General features: G+C 67.8%; 14 protein-coding genes. 5 read left to right on the forward strand and 9 right to left on the reverse strand.

The features are described from left to right. The 4 genes from ACFPMG_RS29605 to ACFPMG_RS29620 form a co-directional block, all read right to left on the reverse strand. Positions 1–3,042 carry a hybrid sensor histidine kinase/response regulator gene (locus ACFPMG_RS29605; protein ID WP_376998946.1) on the reverse strand — a complete coding sequence of 1,014 codons (3,042 nt, stop codon included), beginning with the start codon at positions 3,040–3,042 and terminating at the stop codon, positions 1–3. Positions 3,043–3,055: 13 nt separating this feature from the next. Beyond that, positions 3,056–3,880, reverse strand: a complete 825-nt coding sequence (locus ACFPMG_RS29610; RefSeq protein ID WP_376998949.1) for a substrate-binding periplasmic protein — start codon at positions 3,878–3,880, stop codon at positions 3,056–3,058. Between the two features lie 7 nt (positions 3,881–3,887). After that, positions 3,888–4,664: a substrate-binding periplasmic protein gene (locus ACFPMG_RS29615; protein ID WP_376998951.1), complete on the reverse strand. Its 777-nt coding sequence runs from the start codon at positions 4,662–4,664 to the stop codon at positions 3,888–3,890. Between the two features lie 264 nt (positions 4,665–4,928). Continuing rightward, a complete protein-coding gene (locus ACFPMG_RS29620) occupies positions 4,929–6,416 on the reverse strand; it encodes a methyl-accepting chemotaxis protein (RefSeq protein ID WP_376998953.1) in 1,488 nt (495 codons plus the stop codon). A gap of 401 nt (positions 6,417–6,817) precedes the next feature. On the opposite strand from ACFPMG_RS29620, the gene ACFPMG_RS29625 reads away from it, so the two are divergent. Together ACFPMG_RS29625 and ACFPMG_RS29630 are read left to right on the forward strand one after the other, a co-directional pair. Beyond that, on the forward strand, positions 6,818–7,288 hold the full coding sequence (locus ACFPMG_RS29625; RefSeq protein ID WP_376998955.1) for a MarR family winged helix-turn-helix transcriptional regulator: 471 nt from the start codon (positions 6,818–6,820) through the stop codon (positions 7,286–7,288). A gap of 32 nt (positions 7,289–7,320) precedes the next feature. Next, positions 7,321–7,722: a DUF1398 domain-containing protein gene (locus ACFPMG_RS29630; protein WP_376998958.1), complete on the forward strand. Its 402-nt coding sequence runs from the start codon at positions 7,321–7,323 to the stop codon at positions 7,720–7,722. Between the two features lie 22 nt (positions 7,723–7,744). On the opposite strand, the gene ACFPMG_RS29635 is transcribed toward ACFPMG_RS29630, so the two are convergent. The 3 genes from ACFPMG_RS29635 to ACFPMG_RS29645 form a co-directional block, all read right to left on the reverse strand. Beyond that, positions 7,745–8,830 carry a hypothetical protein gene (locus tag ACFPMG_RS29635; RefSeq protein ID WP_376998960.1) on the reverse strand — a complete coding sequence of 362 codons (1,086 nt, stop codon included), beginning with the start codon at positions 8,828–8,830 and terminating at the stop codon, positions 7,745–7,747. Positions 8,831–9,667: 837 nt separating this feature from the next. Then, complete coding sequence (locus ACFPMG_RS29640; protein WP_376998963.1) at positions 9,668–10,744, reverse strand: DUF2325 domain-containing protein; 1,077 nt, start codon at positions 10,742–10,744, stop codon at positions 9,668–9,670. A 276-nt stretch (positions 10,745–11,020) separates the two neighbouring features. After that, positions 11,021–11,413, reverse strand: coding sequence for a GreA/GreB family elongation factor (locus ACFPMG_RS29645; protein ID WP_376998966.1), 393 nt, complete (start codon positions 11,411–11,413; stop codon positions 11,021–11,023). A 296-nt stretch (positions 11,414–11,709) separates the two neighbouring features. Here ACFPMG_RS29645 and ACFPMG_RS29650 point away from each other — a divergent pair, with 296 nt between their 5' ends. From ACFPMG_RS29650 to ACFPMG_RS29660, 3 genes are all read left to right on the forward strand, one after another. Continuing rightward, positions 11,710–12,969, forward strand: a complete 1,260-nt coding sequence (locus tag ACFPMG_RS29650; protein WP_376998969.1) for a Glu/Leu/Phe/Val family dehydrogenase — start codon at positions 11,710–11,712, stop codon at positions 12,967–12,969. A gap of 148 nt (positions 12,970–13,117) precedes the next feature. Continuing rightward, on the forward strand, positions 13,118–14,776 hold the full coding sequence (locus tag ACFPMG_RS29655) for an ATP-binding protein (protein ID WP_376998972.1): 1,659 nt from the start codon (positions 13,118–13,120) through the stop codon (positions 14,774–14,776). Then, on the forward strand, positions 14,760–15,386 hold the full coding sequence (locus tag ACFPMG_RS29660; RefSeq protein ID WP_376998974.1) for a response regulator transcription factor: 627 nt from the start codon (positions 14,760–14,762) through the stop codon (positions 15,384–15,386). The genes ACFPMG_RS29655 and ACFPMG_RS29660 overlap by 17 nt, the downstream gene beginning before the upstream one ends. 36 nt (positions 15,387–15,422) lie before the next feature. Here ACFPMG_RS29660 and ACFPMG_RS29665 read toward each other — a convergent pair whose 3' ends face one another. After that, complete coding sequence (locus ACFPMG_RS29665; protein WP_376998977.1) at positions 15,423–16,268, reverse strand: energy transducer TonB; 846 nt, start codon at positions 16,266–16,268, stop codon at positions 15,423–15,425. Then, the gene (gene exbD / locus ACFPMG_RS29670) at positions 16,265–16,687 is read right to left on the reverse strand and encodes a TonB system transport protein ExbD (protein WP_174439987.1); all 423 of its coding nucleotides are present in this window, start codon (positions 16,685–16,687) and stop codon (positions 16,265–16,267) included. The genes ACFPMG_RS29665 and exbD overlap by 4 nt, the downstream gene beginning before the upstream one ends.

A 16,687-nucleotide genomic window follows, 5' to 3' on the forward strand; every position in this document is an offset into this window, starting at 1 on the left:
TCAGGCTTCGGCGACCGCGCCACGCTCGGCCAGCGCCCCGTCCAGGGAGGCGGCAGCCTCGTCGAAGTCGAAGTTGCGAATCTGGTTGGCGATGGCTTCGAATTGGTCGGGGAAGGCGGCTCGCAGCAGCTCGGCGTTCGCCGTCAGCGCCTCCTCGGCGTCCGGGTCGCTGTCGAGAAGAAGCTGGCGGAGCCGGTCGCACAAGGCGCGGAGCTCGGCTGCATCGACCGCGGCGGACCGGGATGCGGACACCGCGTCGCCGCCTGCCGACGCCAACGCCGCTTCCAGATGGGCGAGGAGGGCGCCCAGCGGCGGCTCCAACGTGGCCAGCCGCGCGTCGATCTCCGCGCGTGGCCGGGCGTCGCGGATGATCGCCTCCAACTGTTCGGCGGCATCCTGGACGGGGTGGGCGCCGATGTTGCCGGCGGTTCCTTTCAGCGTGTGGGCGTAACGCTCCGCCGCCGCGAGGTCGTTCGCGTCCAGCGCCGCGCGGATGGCCGTTGCCACACCGCGCTGCCCGGCGGTGAACTTGCGCAGCAGGTCGAGGTAGAGGCGCTTCTTTCCCAGCACCCGTGACAGCCCGGTCACGGTGTCCAGCCCGGGAACATCGATCGGCAACTCGACCTTCTCGTCCACGAGCGGGGCGGGATGGGGAGCGGGAGCCTCGGCGCCGAGTCCCGGGCGAGGCAAGATCCAGGCCAGCAGTGCGGCCCACAGCGCCTCCGGGTCGATCGGCTTGGCCAGATAATCGTTCATGCCCGCGTCCAGGCAACGGTCGCGGTCGGCCTGCATGGCGTTGGCGGTCATGGCGACGATGGGCAATTCGGCGAGTCCCAGCCGGCGGATTTCCAGGGTCGCGGCGACGCCGTCCATGACCGGCATTTGCATGTCCATCAGCACGAGGTCGTAGTGGGCCGCCTGCACCATGCCGACGGCGATGGCGCCGTTCTCCGCGACCTCCACCACCAGCCCGGCGTCACCCAGCAGTTCGCAGGCCACCTGCTGGTTCAGGTCGTTGTCTTCGGCCAGCAGAATGCGGGCACCACGCAGGCGCGACAGGTCGGCGGTGATCGCCCCGCTCGGCGTCGCCGAGACGTCCGTGGCCGCCTCATCGGCCCCGAGCACCCGCATGATGCCGTCGAACAGCGCCGACGGGTTGACAGGTTTGAACAGAACCTCCTCGATGGCCGTGTTCTCGGCGCCCTTCAGCACCTCTTCCCGGCCATAGGACGTGACCATGATGTGGTGAGGGGCCCATTCCAGCTCCAGCGCGGCGAGGCCGGCGGAAGTCTCAAGCCCGTCCATGCCCGGCATCTGCCAGTCGAGCAGCACGACGCGGAAGGGCCGGCCCTCGCGCGCCGCGCGCCGCGCCGCCTGGATGGCCGCCGGGCCGGATTCGACGGCTTCGGCGGTGAAGGACATGGCCGACAGCATGTCGGTCAGCACGACGCGGGCATTCTCGTTATCGTCCACCACCAGACAGCGCAGGCCGCGCAGATCGGGCCGCGGCAGGAGCACGCGGCGCGGCTTGTCGCGACCCAGCCGGGCGGTGAACCAGAAGCGGGAGCCGCGGCCCGGCGCGCTCTCCACCCCGACCGATCCGCCCATCAGTTCCGCCAGCCGCTTGGAGATCGCCAGTCCCAGGCCGGTGCCGCCGTACTTGCGGGTGGTCGAGGCGTCGGCCTGCTGGAAGCTCTGGAAAAGCTGATTTTTCTGGTCGACGCTCAGACCGATGCCGGTGTCGCGCACTTCGAAGCGGACGAGCAGATCCTCACCGGCCTCCTCTTCCAGCCGGACGATGATGGCGATCTCGCCGCGCTCGGTGAATTTGACCGCGTTGTTGGCGTAGTTGACCAGGATCTGCCCGATGCGCAGCGGATCGCCGATCAGATCGCTGGGCACGCTCTGCGCGACGTCGAAGATCAGTTCCAGACCCTTGGCCGCGGCCTTCTCCGCGATCAGGTCGGCCAGCGTGCCCAGCACCTTGTCCAGGTGGAAGCCGGTGCGTTCGACGCTCAGTTTCCCGGCCTCGATCTTTGAGAAATCCAGGATGTCGTTGATGATGCCCAGCAGATGCTGCCCGGACTGGCTGATCTTGAGGACGTAATCGCGCTGGCGCGGCGTCAGCTCGGTCTTCAGCGCCAGATGCGACAGGCCGATCACCGCGTTCATCGGTGTGCGGATCTCGTGGCTCATGTTGGCGAGGAAGCTGGCCTTGGCCTGGGACGCCGCCTCCGCCCGGTCGCGGGTCAGGCGCAACTCCTCGGCCTGGGTGCCCAGCCGGACGACGGCGTTCAGGATGCTGTCCAGTTCCTCCGTGCGGGCGCCGGGAAGCCGGATGTCGCGCTCGCCCTCGCCGATGCGGCGCAGACCGTCGGCGGCAGCCAGCAGCGGCCGCACGACATGACGGCGGATCAGCAGCCCCGCGGCGATGAAGATCGCCAGCACCGCGACGAAGGCGAACTGGATGACCTGCGACACCAGGCGGGTGCGCTCCTGGATCTGGCCCAGGCGGCCCGCCGTCAGTTCAGTGACATCGACCAGAAGCCGGTCGCCGACCGTGTTCAGCTCCACCAGCGTCTGCGCCCATTTCTCGGCGAGGCGCTCCTCCTCGGTGGGCGCGGCCGCGTCGCCGGGCGGGACGCTCTCCAACCGCCGCGCCTTCGCCGAAGAGACCTGCCGGATGACCGCGTAGGCCTCCGTGACCTGCCGCTTCAGCGCGGGATCGAACTGGAAGGTCGGGTGGAAGGCCAACGCCTGGGCGGCCAGCAACGCCTCGCGGCGACGGCGGGGATCGTCGGCGGAGAGGACGATTGCCCCGGACTGCTTCAGCCGCTCCAGATTCACGACGGCGCGCTGACGTTCCAGGATCAGCGGCACCATGCGGTCCTGGCTGTCGGCGGCCAGCCGTTCCATCTTGCCCTGCTCCGCGACGATGCCGAGGAAGAGCAGGCCGATCAGCCCCAGCAGGATAGCGCCGCCGGTCAGAATCGCCGGCTGCAACCGTACGCGGGGGAGCCTGCGGGCGCGGGCGGGCGTCATGGCCGATTCCGGTTCAGTAGATGTCGAAGGGGAAGTAGATGCGGTTGATCCGCTGATAGGTGCCGTCGTTGCGCAGGGCCGTCAGCGCGCGGTCCACCGACGCCTTCAGCTCGTTCCGGCCGGGCGGGAAGACGATGTGCACGGTCCCGCCCAAGCCGTCTTCCGACAGCGGGGTGCCGATGGTTTCGAAGCCGTCTCCGGAATCGGACAGCAGGAAATGCACGACGTTCAGCGTCGGGCCGATGGCCATGTCGCTTTGGCCATCGCGCATGGCTTCCCACAAATCCTCCAGGGTGGAGACGGAAATCACGTTGGCGTGCAGCGCCGGATCGGCCTCGGCCAGGCGGAGCAGGGCCGCGTGCTGCCGCGAGCCGCGGATGGCGGCGATGCGCCGGCTGCGGATCGCTTCCTCCAGGCTCAGTTCCGGCATGCCCCGCCGGCCGACCAGACTTGAGCTCGACCGCCAATAGGGAATGGAGAACAGGAGCCGCTGCTCGCGGTCCGGTGTGCGCAGGACATTGCCGAAGCCGATGTCGTAGCGGCCCGCGGCGACGTCGTCGATGATCTGTTTGAAGGGGGCCGCGTCGAAGCTGCACACCACGCCCAGCGACCGGCACAGCTCCCGTCCGAAGTCGATGTTGAAGCCGACCAGCAGCCCGTCGGCGTTGCGGTCGCTGAAGGGCGGGGAATGGTCGATGACCACGACGCGCAGAAACGGTCGGCTGGCCGCCGGAGGCGGCGCGTCCGCCCGGACTGTCTGGGCCAGCGCAAGCCCGGCGAACAGGACTGCGATGATCGGATAGACCCGCGCGGCGGGGATGCGCATGCGGAAGCCCATCGCAGCCTCAGTACATCCGGAAGGGCAGGAAGCGGGAACTGATGGCGTCGTACCGCCCGTCCGCAAGGATGGCGCGCAAGGCCATGTTGACCCGGTCGCGCAGTTCCTCGCGTCCAAGCGGCAGGGCGATGGCCGACTCGCCGCCCAGCCCGCTCTCGGTCAGCGGGTCGCCCACGACCTCCAGCGCCTCTCCCTCCGTGCTGGTCAGCAGGTGGACGGTGACGGCGGTCGGAGCCAGGGCCAGGTCGACCTGCCCGTCAAGAACGGCGCGCAGCGCCTCCGCTTGGTCGTCGTAGATCATCACCGTGCAGCCGGTGTTCTTTGCGGTCAGGTAGTCATACTGCTTCGACCCGCGGGTGACGGAGACACGCTTCCCCGCAAGATCCGGCGCCACGCCCGGCGTCCATTCGCCGGCCCGCCCGATGTAGCTGGAACTGGACCGCTTGTGGCGGTCGGTGAAGAGGTATTTCTTCATCCGCTCCGGAGTCTTCAGGATGCTGGCGACCGCGAAGTCGGCGGCGTTGCGGTCGAGCAGGTCCAACACCTCCGGAAATTGCTGGGCGGTGATCTCGCAGCGGATGCCCATGGTGTCGCAGAGCGCGCGGGCGATCTCCACCTCGAAGCCGGTCAGCTTGCCTTGCTCGTCCACCATCGCATAGGGCGCCATCTTCCAGGTCAGCACCCGGTAGACCTCGTCCGCACGGGCGGACGCCGCCGCCGGAACACTGAGCAGGATGGCAAGCCACAGGGTCGCAACGGTGCGAAACGGCATCAGGCGGTGCATGGGCTGCCTCGGCAAAGCGGAACGATGGAGCACCGCACCCGTCCGACGTTCCAATGCCGGGGCATGCTGCGCTCCGATTGAACTTTAGCGCTTTCACCGGCTTAACTCCCGGCATTTCCATGACAATACCATCGTCGACGGATCGGTCAAGGCGATCATTAATCTTATAAGTTGTTTAATTCCGGAGCGTGTCGCGACAACGGCATCGACTGGATTGTCTTTCTCGTTCGCTTCAACTCCCGGTTTTGTCTGTCCCGGCGCTCGTCAGGCCGCCAGGGTGCGCGACAGCGCCTTGACCTTTCCGGTCGATTCCGCGGCGTCTTCGGTCGCACGGGCAATGCCGGCCATGTTGCCGCTGATCGTCGTGATGGCGTCAGCTGTGCGTTGCATATGGGCCGAAATGTCGCGAACGACGGCGCTTTGCTCCTCCGTGGCGGACGCAATGGTGGCGGAGATGCCGTTCAGTTTGCGGATCGTTCCGCCGATCAAGGTGATGGCGCGGGCGGCGGAATCGGTGGCCCCCTGGACCTGGGCGATCTGGGAGGTGATCTGCTCCGTCGCCTTGGCCGCCTGGGTCGCCAGCGCCTTCACCTCGGACGCCACCACCGTGAACCCCTTGCCGTTCTCCCCGGCCCGCGCGGCTTCGATGGTCGCGTTCAGCGCCAGAAGGTTCGTCTGGTTGGCGATGTCCGAGATCATCTTGACCACCATGCCGATCCGCTTGGCGGCCTCCACCAGTTCCTCGACGGTGGTGCCGATCCGCTCGGCCTCACCGACCGCTTCGTTTGAGATGACGGAGGCGGTGGCGGTTTGCTGGCTGATCTCGTTGACGGACGCGACGAGTTCCTCGGCCCCGGCAGCGACGGATTGCACGGTGTGGCTGGTCTGGGCGGCGGCGGCGGCGGCTGCTGCTTGCCGGTTGGCATTGGCGATGGCCTGGGTGATGTGGCCGAGATCGCCATCCACCGCGCGCCCGACTTCGGCGCGGTTCAGCCGCTCCTTCACCCGGTCCGTGATGTCGGTGGCGAACTTGACGACCTTGACCAAGCGGCCTTGCGCGTCGAAGACAGGGTTGTAGCTGGCCTGGATCCAGACGTCGCCGCCGTCCTTGCGCAACCGCCGGAACTCCGTCGTCTGATGCTCGCCGCGCCGGAGCGCGTCCCAGAATAGGCGGTAGCCATTGCTGTTGCGCTCCTCCGGCGCCACGAAAATGGCGTGATGCCGGCCAGTGATTTCTTCCAGCCGGTAGCCCATGGTGGTGAGGAAGTTGGCGTTCGCCGTCAGGACATGTCCATTTATATCGAATTCGATGATCGCCTGCGATTTGTTCACCGCAGCGATCTGCCCCTCCTGATCAATGGACCGGCGCTTGCTGATGGTGATGTTCGTGGCGTAGGCCATGACGATGACCGTCCGGCCTTTCCGGTCCCGGATCGGGGTGAAGACTGTCTGGACCCATGGATCCCGCCCCGCTTTGCCAAGGAGCACGCATTCCCCGGACCATGGTTCGCCACGCTGCAGCGCATCCCACACGGCCTGGGGGGTGCCGGCCTCTTCGCCTTGAGGGGAGAGAATGGACGACCAGGGCCGGCCCTTGATCTCGTCCGGGCTGCAGCCAAGCGCCGCAAAGAAATTACTGTTTGCGGAAAGAACCATGCCATCCGGCGAAAGTTCGATGATGGCCTGCGCGGCGTCCAATGCCGCGAGCTTAGCCTTCAATTCCGCGCGTCCCGTTGACATGAAATTGAACATGGGATCACCAGAGGCATGTGGAGATGGCTGACGGATCGTACCGATAATTGATTTAGATACCACTAATCATGGATTTCAAATTAATTTGTCACAAGGCGTGTTCTCAAATAGTCATACCATCATGGTTTACCACCTTGGTGATATACCATAGAACTGAATTCCGGCTGGTTGGGCCTGAATTGAAAAGTCCGATCCGGATCTGTTTAATTTATGCAGCATTGCCCGTACGGAAATTACAAAGCATACCTTTAACTATCTGCAAATAGTGCGTTTTAACTCTGAGGCACACATCCTCGCCGCGGAGAGAATCTTGGCGAGAAAACAGCGCCGTTGCGCCATCCAGACGCCAATCCAAGAAGTTGACAAGGAAACCGTTTCCGGTTTAGTTTCCAAGGAAACTCATGGGGTGCCTGTTGGCCGAATCGAACATCAGCCCGCTCGATGCGCATCTCGGCTACTGGCTGCGCTTCGTGTCGAACCATGTGTCCCACGCCTTCGCGGCAAAGCTGGCGGGACGGGGGGTGACCGTCGCCGAGTGGGTCGTGCTGCGTGACCTCCACGACCGCGACGGCGTGGCGCCCAGTCTGCTCGCCGACCGGCTGGGCATGACGCGGGGAGCGATCTCGAAACTGGCCGACCGTCTCGCCGCCAAGGGGCTGCTCACCCAGACTGCCGACCCGGACGACCGGCGTTACCAGACGCTGGCGCTCACCCCGGAGGGCCGGGCGCTGGTGCCGGATCTGTCCACCCTGGCCGACCGCAACGACGCCGACTTCTTCGGGCACCTCGACCCCGCCGAGCGGGCGCGGATCGAGGACGCACTGAAGGGCATCGTCCGCCGGATGGGGCTGCGCTCCATTCCCGTCGATTGACCGCGACGCTCGCGCCGCAAGGAGGAAAGGTCTTGGACTCCAAAATCACGGCCATCCTGCGGGAGTGCAGCCGCGCTTCGGGCGAGGAGCGCATCACCTTCCCCGAGGTCGTCGCGGCGCTGACCGTCGCGGGGGTGGAGCGCTACCACACCGATCTCGTGCGCGCGGAGACGACCTATTATTTCCCGGACGGAAGGACGGAGCGGGTGGAGGGCCGGCCCTCCACCCTCCCGCCGGCCATGGACTTCTCGGCGGAGGGGGTGGAATCCGCCGTCCGCGCCATCCAGGCCGGGACGATCCGCTACCGCGGATTCTGCGAGCGGGTGCTGCGCGCCGGCTGTGCCGGTTGGGCGGTCAGCATCGTGGGCCGGCGGGTTGTTTACTACGGCCGCAGCGGCGACAGCCACACCGAGTGGTTCCCCGGCGCACGCTGACGCCGATCCGCTTCTTCCGCCGTCACCAGCCCAGGCGGCGGGAGAGGACGGGGCCGAGGTCGCCGCGCCATTCCTTCAACTCGGCCTCCGCCCGCTCGACCGCCCGTTGGTCACGGTAGCGCTTGAGCGCGCGGTTCGCGTCGCCGCGCGCCTCCATGGCGGCCAAGCGCTTCGCCACTTCCGGTTCCGACGCCACGGCCTGCCGCCAACGCTCCAGCCGCACCTCCGCCACCGCGTCCACGATGGGTTGCAGCGCCGGCATACGGCCGAGCTTCTTTACGCCGGGCGCCAGCCGGGCCGCAGCCGCGGCCGCGGCTTCCTTGGGAATGCGGGGGAAGGCCCGTTGCACCGCCTTGATCAGCGCGTCCTTGATGTCGTCGCCGCGTTGCCTCGCCTCGGCGCCCCGGCTCAGCCGCGCAGCGGCGCGCGCCTGCTTCTTGGCGTGCCAGGATAGGATGCCATCGGCGATTTCCCGCGCATCGGCGTCGAGCCAGACGACGCTTTCCGCCCCGTCCGCAAGCAGGGCCTTCGCCTCGTCGGACAACTCCGGGTCGTCCGCGGAGGCCGTCCCAGCGAGCCCCAGCGCCTTCAGCGACCGCAGCGAACGCGCCCGCCCCTCGTCACCGGCCAGCAGAATGGATTCCGCCAGCGTCCCACCGTCCAACAGGCTGTGCAGAAGCTCCAGGTCGCCATGCGTCCAGCGGCGGGCGGCGGTCAGCCGCTCCACCCGCAGGCGCAGCAGGTCGCGCACCGCCGGGCGGGCGGCGGCCTGAACGCAGCTTTCCACACGCCACACCCCGCCCTCGAACCGTGCGACGGCCCATTGCGCGCCGTTCTCGACGGGCCGGTCGGTGGGGAAGGCGCCGTCCAAATTCCAGCGGTCGCTTGCCCGAAGGCAGCCTTCGGGCGGTCCCTGCCACGGCGTTCCGGGCTTGGAATAGAAGCTGGGGGCCACCGGGCTGCGCAGGATGAAGCGCCAGCCCGCGACGTCCGCGGCGAGGCTGTCGGGCATGGCGGCCGGGCGGGGCGCATCGCCCAGCTTCAGAAGAGGTTCGGGGGCATCCTGGCTGGGCTGAGAGGCTTCGGGCGACGGGTGTTCTGACGGCATGACGGCTCCTTCCGGCGGCACTGTAGCACAGGGCGGACCAGTGCCTCGCAACTTTAGCCGCGTGTCAGCCTGTCATTTCAAAACGCCCCATGGAACTTTCACAAAAGGTAATTTGCAGCAACTGTAACAAAAACTTGAATTTTGTCCAGATCGCAGTCGCCCGAAAGCGTTTGCAGGTCCTTTGGCCAAAATCAAGGAAAGACGTCATCGCCTGGATATTATTCCACGAATGCTAGATTTTGCGATGGTGAATCCATTCGAATATTTCCTATAAAAGTCATGCGGCGTTCACGGCCCTTCGCGGCGTCGAGGCAGCTTCGGCCTACCGGAACGTCAATGAAGTGGCCGGCGGCTTGGTCGCCGCCGGTGAGTTCGCCCTCGAATGGGGCACTGAACAGCTTGAAGCCGCTTCCTTCCGAACGGCGCGCCCGGCTGCAACAGCGCCGCGATGCCGCCGACGCAGCGTTGCGCGGCGCGCTGGATGCATTGCCCGCCCTTCCCGAAATGGCTTCGCATGGTCCGGACTGGGGGAGGTGGAGGCATCGTTTGCCCGCGACGCCGGCGAGCGGTCGCCGGACGTGGTGTCGGGCTTCGGCGGCATGATCACCGCTCATATCGAACGGATCGGCGCCTTGCGCCTGCAGCTGGAGGCGGTCGCTTCGCCGCCGAAACCGGCGATGCTGCAACTTGTCCAACTGTGCGGCTACGCGGCGGACATGACCGGACATCAGCCCCAACCCCGTGCGGGCCATCGACGGGATGGTCCGCAGCGCCTGAGCGCACTGGGTGCTCGGATGCTGTCCAGTGTTCGGGTGATGCCCGGTGCTCGGGCGGTGCTCAGTGGTGGGCGGGCTCCTCCCCGGCGCCGTCCTGTCCGAAGCTGTGCAGGATGCGGGCGAAGCTGGTGGCGCCGGCGCTGCGCATGGGAACGAAGGGCTTGCCCATGCGGCGGCACAGCCCCTTCACCCGCAGGCAGGCGTCGTGGCTGACGCAGTCGACGGGACAGACCACCACATCGGCGCGCTCGACCAGCCCTTCCAGGCAGCGGGTTGTTTGCTCGAACCCGCCGTCGTGGTGCAGCAGGCAGCCGTTGCGCGTCTCCACCGCCGCCCGCAGATGGGGCAGGCTCTTGGTCCGGCCGCCCACATAGAGGATGGCCCGCCCGCCGAGGTCGGTCGGGGCGCTCGTCTCGGTGGCGGTCGTGCGGCGGGTTTGCGCGGTCGGTGGGTCGAGCAGGCGGCGCAGCCGCTCCACCTCGGCCTCGGCGTGGCGGGCGCGCATGCGCTCGCTGGCGACGCGGCGGTGCAGGGCGTCCATGGTGCGCAGCAGCCGGGCCTGGCCCGGCGCCCGGACCGACGGGGCTTTTGGGACTTTGGGCGTTTCCGGAACCGCGGGCGCGGCCCGCTGGCTGGCGAGCTGTGCTTCCAGTTCCCGGATGCGGGCGTCCTTCTCGGCGACGCGCTCGGCGGCGGCGCGTTCCTGCTTCGCCAGCCGGGCGGTCAGCTCCTCGCAGCGCCGGGCCAGATCACGGTTCTCCCGCAACTGGCGCCGGTTCTCACCACCCATGATGTGGGAGAGCATGTGCACGTCGGCGAAGGCGCGCACCCGGACCGCGTCGGGCATGGCGCCGTGGCTCAGCACGCCCCAGTAGGCAGCGGCGACGTCGCCCGAGGCCACCGCGGCGGTCCACAGCGCCATCCAGCCCTCTTCGGTCGTCTCGCGGGCGAAGCGCTTCACCGCGACGGCGAAGGTCTCGTCCAGCCGCTTGTGCATCAGCCGGGCTTCCGGCCCGTCCTCCGCAGCCTTCTCCACGAAATAGCGGTGGATGTCGTAGGGGCGGGCGTCCGCCGTGGGAACCAGCTTCAGCCGCCGGCACAGCCACGCCACATCCTCCGACGAAAGGCAGGTGCCCACGATCGAGCAATGATACTCCGTGGGAATCGTCCACAGCTTCCGGCGCTTGGCCTGTCCCAGTACGCAGGATGGCACGGTCTTCCGACAACGCTCACACATCGTCTCCGCCCCCGATTGGCTTCGGCTGTTGAATCGCGGATTCCGTCCGGAGCCAAGCGCGGCGGTGGAGCGGAACATGCTCCAATAATAGTGCGAATCATTCGCATTTGCAAATGAAGAGCGATGCCATCCGGGCGCACCCTGCACGGGAGTCGATCCGACGCCGGGCCGGCGGCGTCAGGCCGGAAGAACGCGCTCGATCATCAGCCGGCGCGTGGTTCCGTCCGCATCGCTGTACGGCATGTGGGCTCCTTCCCGGAGACCAAGCAAGGCCACCCCCAAAGGGGAGGCGACGGTGATCTGGTCGTCCTTGGGCGATTGGTCCGGGTAGATCAGTTGCCCCCACTCCGGCGGCATGCCGTCGTCGCGGCGGAACAGCACCCGGCTGCCCATGCGCACGATCGTTCGGGGCAGGTCGCTTTCCGGACGGACGATCGCGCGGTCCAACTCCCGCGACAGGAACGCCGAGACCTCCGGAACCTGCACGGCCAGCCGGTCCATGGCCCGCAGCAGGCGGCCGTAATCCATGCGTCCGATCCAGATCAGCGGCCGGTCGGTTCCTTCGGTCATCGATGTGTCCTCGACTGCGCGGCGGTCGTGTTTCAAGCCCGGTAGAACTCTCGCCCACGGGCATTGTCCGCAGCCATCCGTATGATTACGGAACGCAAGACACAGATCGGCCTGTAAAAAATTTATTGTTGTTTTGCAGTGTGTTATGAGATTTCCGTAGTAATACGGATATTTTGATCCGGGTTATTCCCCAGTAGAAAAGGCCGTCATATGCCTTAGGGGAAGTGAGCAGAACCTTCCGGGAAGGAGATGCGGCCAACCTTCGGTGCGCCTGACCGAAACCATGGGGAAAAGGAATGGACGATCTGCTTTCGGGGGCGCTGAGCCGCCTGGATGAAGCCGCCAAGCACGTCGAGGTGGATTCCGAGGTTCTCGAGAAACTGAAATACGCCAAGGAGACGTTGAGCGTCCGCCTGTCCGTGCGCATGGACGACGGTTCGCGACGCTCCTTCCCGGCGTGGCGGTGCCGCTACGACGACACGCGCGGCCCGACCAAGGGCGGCATCCGCTTCCACCCGAGTTCCAACGTGGAGGAGGTGACCACGCTGGCCTTCTGGATGACCTTCAAGTGCGCGGTGATGAACCTGCCCTATGGCGGGGGCAAGGGCGCGGTGAAGGTCGATCCGCACAGCCTGTCCAAGTCGGAGCTGGAGCGTCTGTCGCGGGCCTATGTCCAGGCCTTCGCCGGCATGATCGGACCCGACCGCGACATCCCGGCGCCGGACGTCTACACCAACTCCATGATCATGGGGTGGATGGCCGACGAGTACAGCTCCATCGTGCGCCAGCCGAGTCCGGCGGTCATCACCGGCAAGCCGCTGCCGCTCGGCGGGTCGCTCGGGCGCGACGACGCGACCGCGCGCGGCGGCTATTACCTCATCAAGCATCTGGAAGAGGATCTGCGCCTGTCCGGATCGGCCCGCCGGGTGGTGATCCAGGGCTACGGCAACGCCGGCTTCCACATCGCCCGCCTGCTGCACGCGGACGGCTACCGCATCGTCGGCCTGTCCGATTCCCGCGGGGCCATCGTCTGCGCGGACGGGCTGGACCCGCAGGCCGTGCAGACGGCCAAGGAGCAGGGCGGTTCGGTGACCGCCTACACCGGGAACGGCGCCCGTGCGGTGACCGGCGACGAGCTGCTGGGCACCGCGTGCGAGATGCTGGTCCCCGCGGCGCTGGAGGATCAGATCCACAAGGGCAACGCCGGGCTCATCAAGGCCCGCGTCGTCCTGGAACTCGCCAACGGCCCGGTCACGCCGGACGCCGACTGCATCCTGAACGAGGCCGGGGTCATCGTCCTGCCCGACATCCTGGCGAACGCCGGCGGCGTGACGGTGTCCTACTTCGAGTGGGTGCAGAACCGCCAGGGCTACTATTGGGGCCTCGACGAAATTCACCAGCGCCTTCGCGTGATCATGGAGACGGAGGGGCGCCGGGTCTGGGACATGGGCTCGGCCCGGAACATCCCGATGCGCACCGCGGCCTACGCCCACGCGCTGGAACGGCTGTCGAAGGCCATCGCCGCGCATGGAACGCAGCCGTTCTTCGTCGGCTGATCCGTGCGTCGCGGGGACGGGAGCCCGCCGGGCTCCCCGCCCATCGCAGGGGCGCTCATCGCATAGGCGAACACGCCGGGTGGACGTATAATCCGTGCCTCGTCTACCCGCGCCGTTGCGCCCGTGCAGCCTGAAAGACCGTTTTGAGATGCCTTTTCCGCCCGCCAGCCGTGCGACGGAAGCGCCTGCCATCCTGACCGGCCGGGACATGGTCGTGCTGTCGCTCGCCTTCCTGGCGGCCTATCTGCCCATCGACTGGCTGACCTTCATCCACCCCCGCCCGAGCCTCAACATCACGCCGTGGAACCCGCCGGCGGGGCTCTACATGGCCCTTCTGCTGTGGACCGGTGCGCGCGGCCTGCCGATGGTCTACGCCACGCTGATCCTGGCCGATCTGGTGGTGCGGGGGCATCCGGCCTCGATCGCATCGCTGCTGCTCTCGAATCTCGCCATCGTCGCCGGGTACGGGGCGGCCGCCCATGTTCTGCGCCACCGGGTGGCGATCGGTCTGGCGTTGAACCGGGTGCGCGACGTCGGCTGGCTGGTCGGCGTCACCTTCCTCAGCGCCGCCGTCGTGGCGCCCGTCTTCGTCGGCGTGTTCGTCCTGGACGGGGCCTTGCCCGCGGCCGAGCTGCCGACGCTGGCGTTCCAATACTGGCTGGGCGACGCCATCGGCATCGCCGTGGTCACGCCCTTCGTCCTCCTCCTGCACCGGCCGGACCAGACGCCCGCCTGGAGCGTGCCGAAGACGCCCACCGCCGCCCAGACGGCCGCCATCGCCGCGGCCCTGCTGCTGGTCTTCCTGCCCATCGGCGACGGTCAGTTCAACCTGTTCTACCTTCTGTTCCTGCCCCTCGTCTGGGTGGCGGTGTCACACGGCCTGCCGGGCGCGGTGCTGGCGGCCCTGGCCATCCAGAGCGGCCTGATCGCCGGGCTGCAGGCGATCGGCCTTCCCCTGGGGGCGGTCATCTATCACCAGACGCTGATGCTGGCCCTGGCCATCACGGCCCTGTTCCTCGGCGCGCTGGTCAGCGAGCGGCGCGAGATCGAGGTCCGGCTGCGCGAGCACCAGACCGAGCTGGCCCATCTCTCCCGCCTCACGGTGACCGGGGAGATGGCGTCCGCCCTGGCCCACGAGCTGAATCAGCCGCTGCTGGCCGCCATCAGCTACGCGCGCGCCGCCCAGCGCCTTCTGGAAAGCGACGATACGCCGCCGCGCGCCCACGAACTCATCGACAAGGCGGTGATCCAGGCGGAGCGCGCGGGCGAGGTCATTCGCGGGCTGCGCACCTTCCTGAGCAAGGGTTCGCTTCAACTGGCGCCGGAATCGGCCAGCGAGATCCTGCGCGAGACGCTGACGCTGGTGCGGGGGGACGCGGCCTACAACCGGGTCCAGTTGCGGGTGGACATGGCGGAGCCGCTTCCCCTCGTGCTGTGCGACCGCATCCAGATCGAGCAGGTCCTCCTCAACCTCGTGCACAACAGCATCGAGGCCATCGCCGCGGCGGACAGCGCGGTGCGCGAGGTCGTCCTGCGTGTTGGGGCCACGCCGCCCGACGGCTTGACCTTCGAGGTCGAGGACAGCGGTCCCGGCGTGTCGGCGGGCATGGTCGACCATCTGTACTCGCCGTTCGCCACCACGAAGCCGGCGGGCATGGGGCTCGGCCTGCCCATCTGCCGCTCGATCGTCGAAAGCCACGGCGGCAGGCTGTGGCTCGGCCGCACCGGCGCCACCGGTGCCGTTTTCCAGGTCTTTCTGCCCGCAGCCCCTTCCGATACCCGGCCGTCCCATGACCCAGCCCAATAATCCCTTCACCGGCGAACCGACCGTCTTCATCATCGACGACGACGAGGCGGTCCGCGACGCGCTCTCCGTTTTGGTCGAGGTGGCCGGCCTGTCCGTGCGCACCTTCGTCAACGCGCTGGAATTCCTGCACCGCTACAGCCCGGAGCAGCCGGGATGCGTGGTGGCCGACCTCCGCATGCCCTTCATGGATGGGCTGGAGCTTCAGGAGGAACTGTCCCGGCGCGGCTGCGGCCTGCCGGTCATCATCATCACCGCCCATGGCGAGGTGAGTTCCGCCGTCACCGCCTTCCGGTCCGGAGCGGTCGATTTCCTGGAAAAGCCGTTCGACGACGGCGTCTTCCTGCGCCGCATCCACGAGGCCCTGCAGCGCGACGCCCACCAGCGCCGGGACCGCTCCGCCGCGGAGTCCGCCCTGGCGAAGCTGGCCCTTCTCAGCCCCCGCGAACGGGATGTGGCCGCGCTGATGGTGGAGGGCTGCGCCAACAAAGCCATCGCGATCCGCCTCGGGATCGGCGTCCGCACGGTGGAAACCCACCGGGCGAACATTCTCAGCAAACTCGACATCCGAACGGTTCCGGAACTCATGCGCCTGTGGATGCACACACCGTGATGCGCATCCACGTCACCGACGTTTGAGCGGTCGAATTCAGCGCAGGAAGTATTGCACCGGCACCACCAGCTCCATGCGGTCCTGCGCCACGTCCGGCGGCGGGGCCGGGAGCGGGGAGGCGCGTTCGACCAGAGCGATCGTCTCCTCGTCCAGCGCCTCGAAGCCGGAGCCCTTGTGCAGCCGCACCGCCAGCACCCGGCCTTGCCGGTCGAGTGTGATGTGGACCTGCGGGACGCCTTGCTGGCGCCGCATCTGGGCGATGCGGGGGTAGCGCTTGTAACGCTCCAGATGGCCGAGGACGGCGCCGTGCCACGTGGGCAGCGCGTTGCTGTTGCGCGGCACCGGCGCCGCCTGGGCCGGGGCGCCCGCGGGCGGAGCGGTGGCGGGGGCGGCGTTGGCCGGGGCTTCCGTTACCGGCTTGGGCTGGGCCTGCGGCTGTGGGCGCGGCTTCGGCGGTTCGGCCTTGGGCTTCGGCTTGGGCTCTTCCTTGGGCTTCGGCTTCGGCTTGGGCGGCGGTTCCGGCAGGGCGACCTCCGCCGGCACGGGCGGCGGCGGCTCCGGGGCGATCTCGGGGATGGGCTCGGGTTCCGGTTCCGGCTCGATCACCGGCTCGGGCGGCAGCTCCGGTTCGGGAAGCATCGATTCCAGCGTCGGCGGCGGCTCCGCGGCCGGCGTTTCCGGCATCGGCGGCAGATCGAGCATCACCGCGGGCGGCATGGCCGGCGCCTCTTCCATCGCCACGTGCCAGGACAGCGCACCAAGCGCGATGAGGGCGTGGGCGCCCAGCACGACCACCAGACTGCCGCCCCAGCGCGCCAGGGCGGGTGCCGTGCGCTCCTCGCCGTCCGGCAGGTCGTCGGGATCGAAGGTCGCCACGCTCATTTCGCGGCCGCGCCTTCCAGCCCGACCAGGGCGATCTTCAGATAGCCGGCGGCGCGCAGCGCGTTCATCACCTCGGTCAGCGCGCCGTAATCCACACTGCGGTCGGCGCGCAGGAAGACGCGCGCGCCCTTGTCGCCGTTCGTCACGCCGTCCAGCGCCGCCGCCAGGGACTCCCGCGCGACCGGCGTGTCGCCGACCGACAGGCTGTTGTCGGCCTGGATGGTCAGGAACAGGGGCTTGTCGGGCCGCGGCTGCGGCTGGGCGGTCGAGGCCGGCAGGTCCACCGGCACGTCCACCGTGGCCAGCGGGGCCGCCACCATGAAGATGATGAGCAGCACGAGCATCACGTCGATGAAGGGCGTGACGTTGATGTCGTGCGACTCGGTGAGATCGTCGCCGTCGTCCAGACGCGCCGCCAT

This window comes from Azospirillum himalayense (assembly GCF_042657465.1).
Taxonomy (GTDB): Bacteria; Pseudomonadota; Alphaproteobacteria; order Azospirillales; family Azospirillaceae; genus Azospirillum; species Azospirillum himalayense.

Bases quoted from the DNA above. Each gene is read 5' to 3' on its own strand.
- ACFPMG_RS29605 (WP_376998946.1), bottom strand. From the start codon at position 3,042: ATGACGCCCGCCCGCGCCCGCAGGCTCCCCCGCGTACGGTTGCAGCCG.
- ACFPMG_RS29610 (WP_376998949.1), bottom strand. From the start codon at position 3,880: ATGGGCTTCCGCATGCGCATCCCCGCCGCGCGGGTCTATCCGATCATC.
- ACFPMG_RS29615 (WP_376998951.1), bottom strand. From the start codon at position 4,664: ATGCACCGCCTGATGCCGTTTCGCACCGTTGCGACCCTGTGGCTTGCC.
- ACFPMG_RS29620 (WP_376998953.1), bottom strand. From the start codon at position 6,416: ATGTTCAATTTCATGTCAACGGGACGCGCGGAATTGAAGGCTAAGCTC.
- ACFPMG_RS29625 (WP_376998955.1), top strand. From the start codon at position 6,818: ATGGGGTGCCTGTTGGCCGAATCGAACATCAGCCCGCTCGATGCGCAT.
- ACFPMG_RS29635 (WP_376998960.1), bottom strand. From the start codon at position 8,830: ATGCCGTCAGAACACCCGTCGCCCGAAGCCTCTCAGCCCAGCCAGGAT.
- ACFPMG_RS29645 (WP_376998966.1), bottom strand. From the start codon at position 11,413: ATGACCGAAGGAACCGACCGGCCGCTGATCTGGATCGGACGCATGGAT.
- ACFPMG_RS29650 (WP_376998969.1), top strand. From the start codon at position 11,710: ATGGACGATCTGCTTTCGGGGGCGCTGAGCCGCCTGGATGAAGCCGCC.
- ACFPMG_RS29655 (WP_376998972.1), top strand. From the start codon at position 13,118: ATGCCTTTTCCGCCCGCCAGCCGTGCGACGGAAGCGCCTGCCATCCTG.
- ACFPMG_RS29660 (WP_376998974.1), top strand. From the start codon at position 14,760: ATGACCCAGCCCAATAATCCCTTCACCGGCGAACCGACCGTCTTCATC.
- ACFPMG_RS29665 (WP_376998977.1), bottom strand. From the start codon at position 16,268: ATGAGCGTGGCGACCTTCGATCCCGACGACCTGCCGGACGGCGAGGAG.
- exbD (WP_174439987.1), bottom strand. From the start codon at position 16,687: ATGGCGGCGCGTCTGGACGACGGCGACGATCTCACCGAGTCGCACGAC.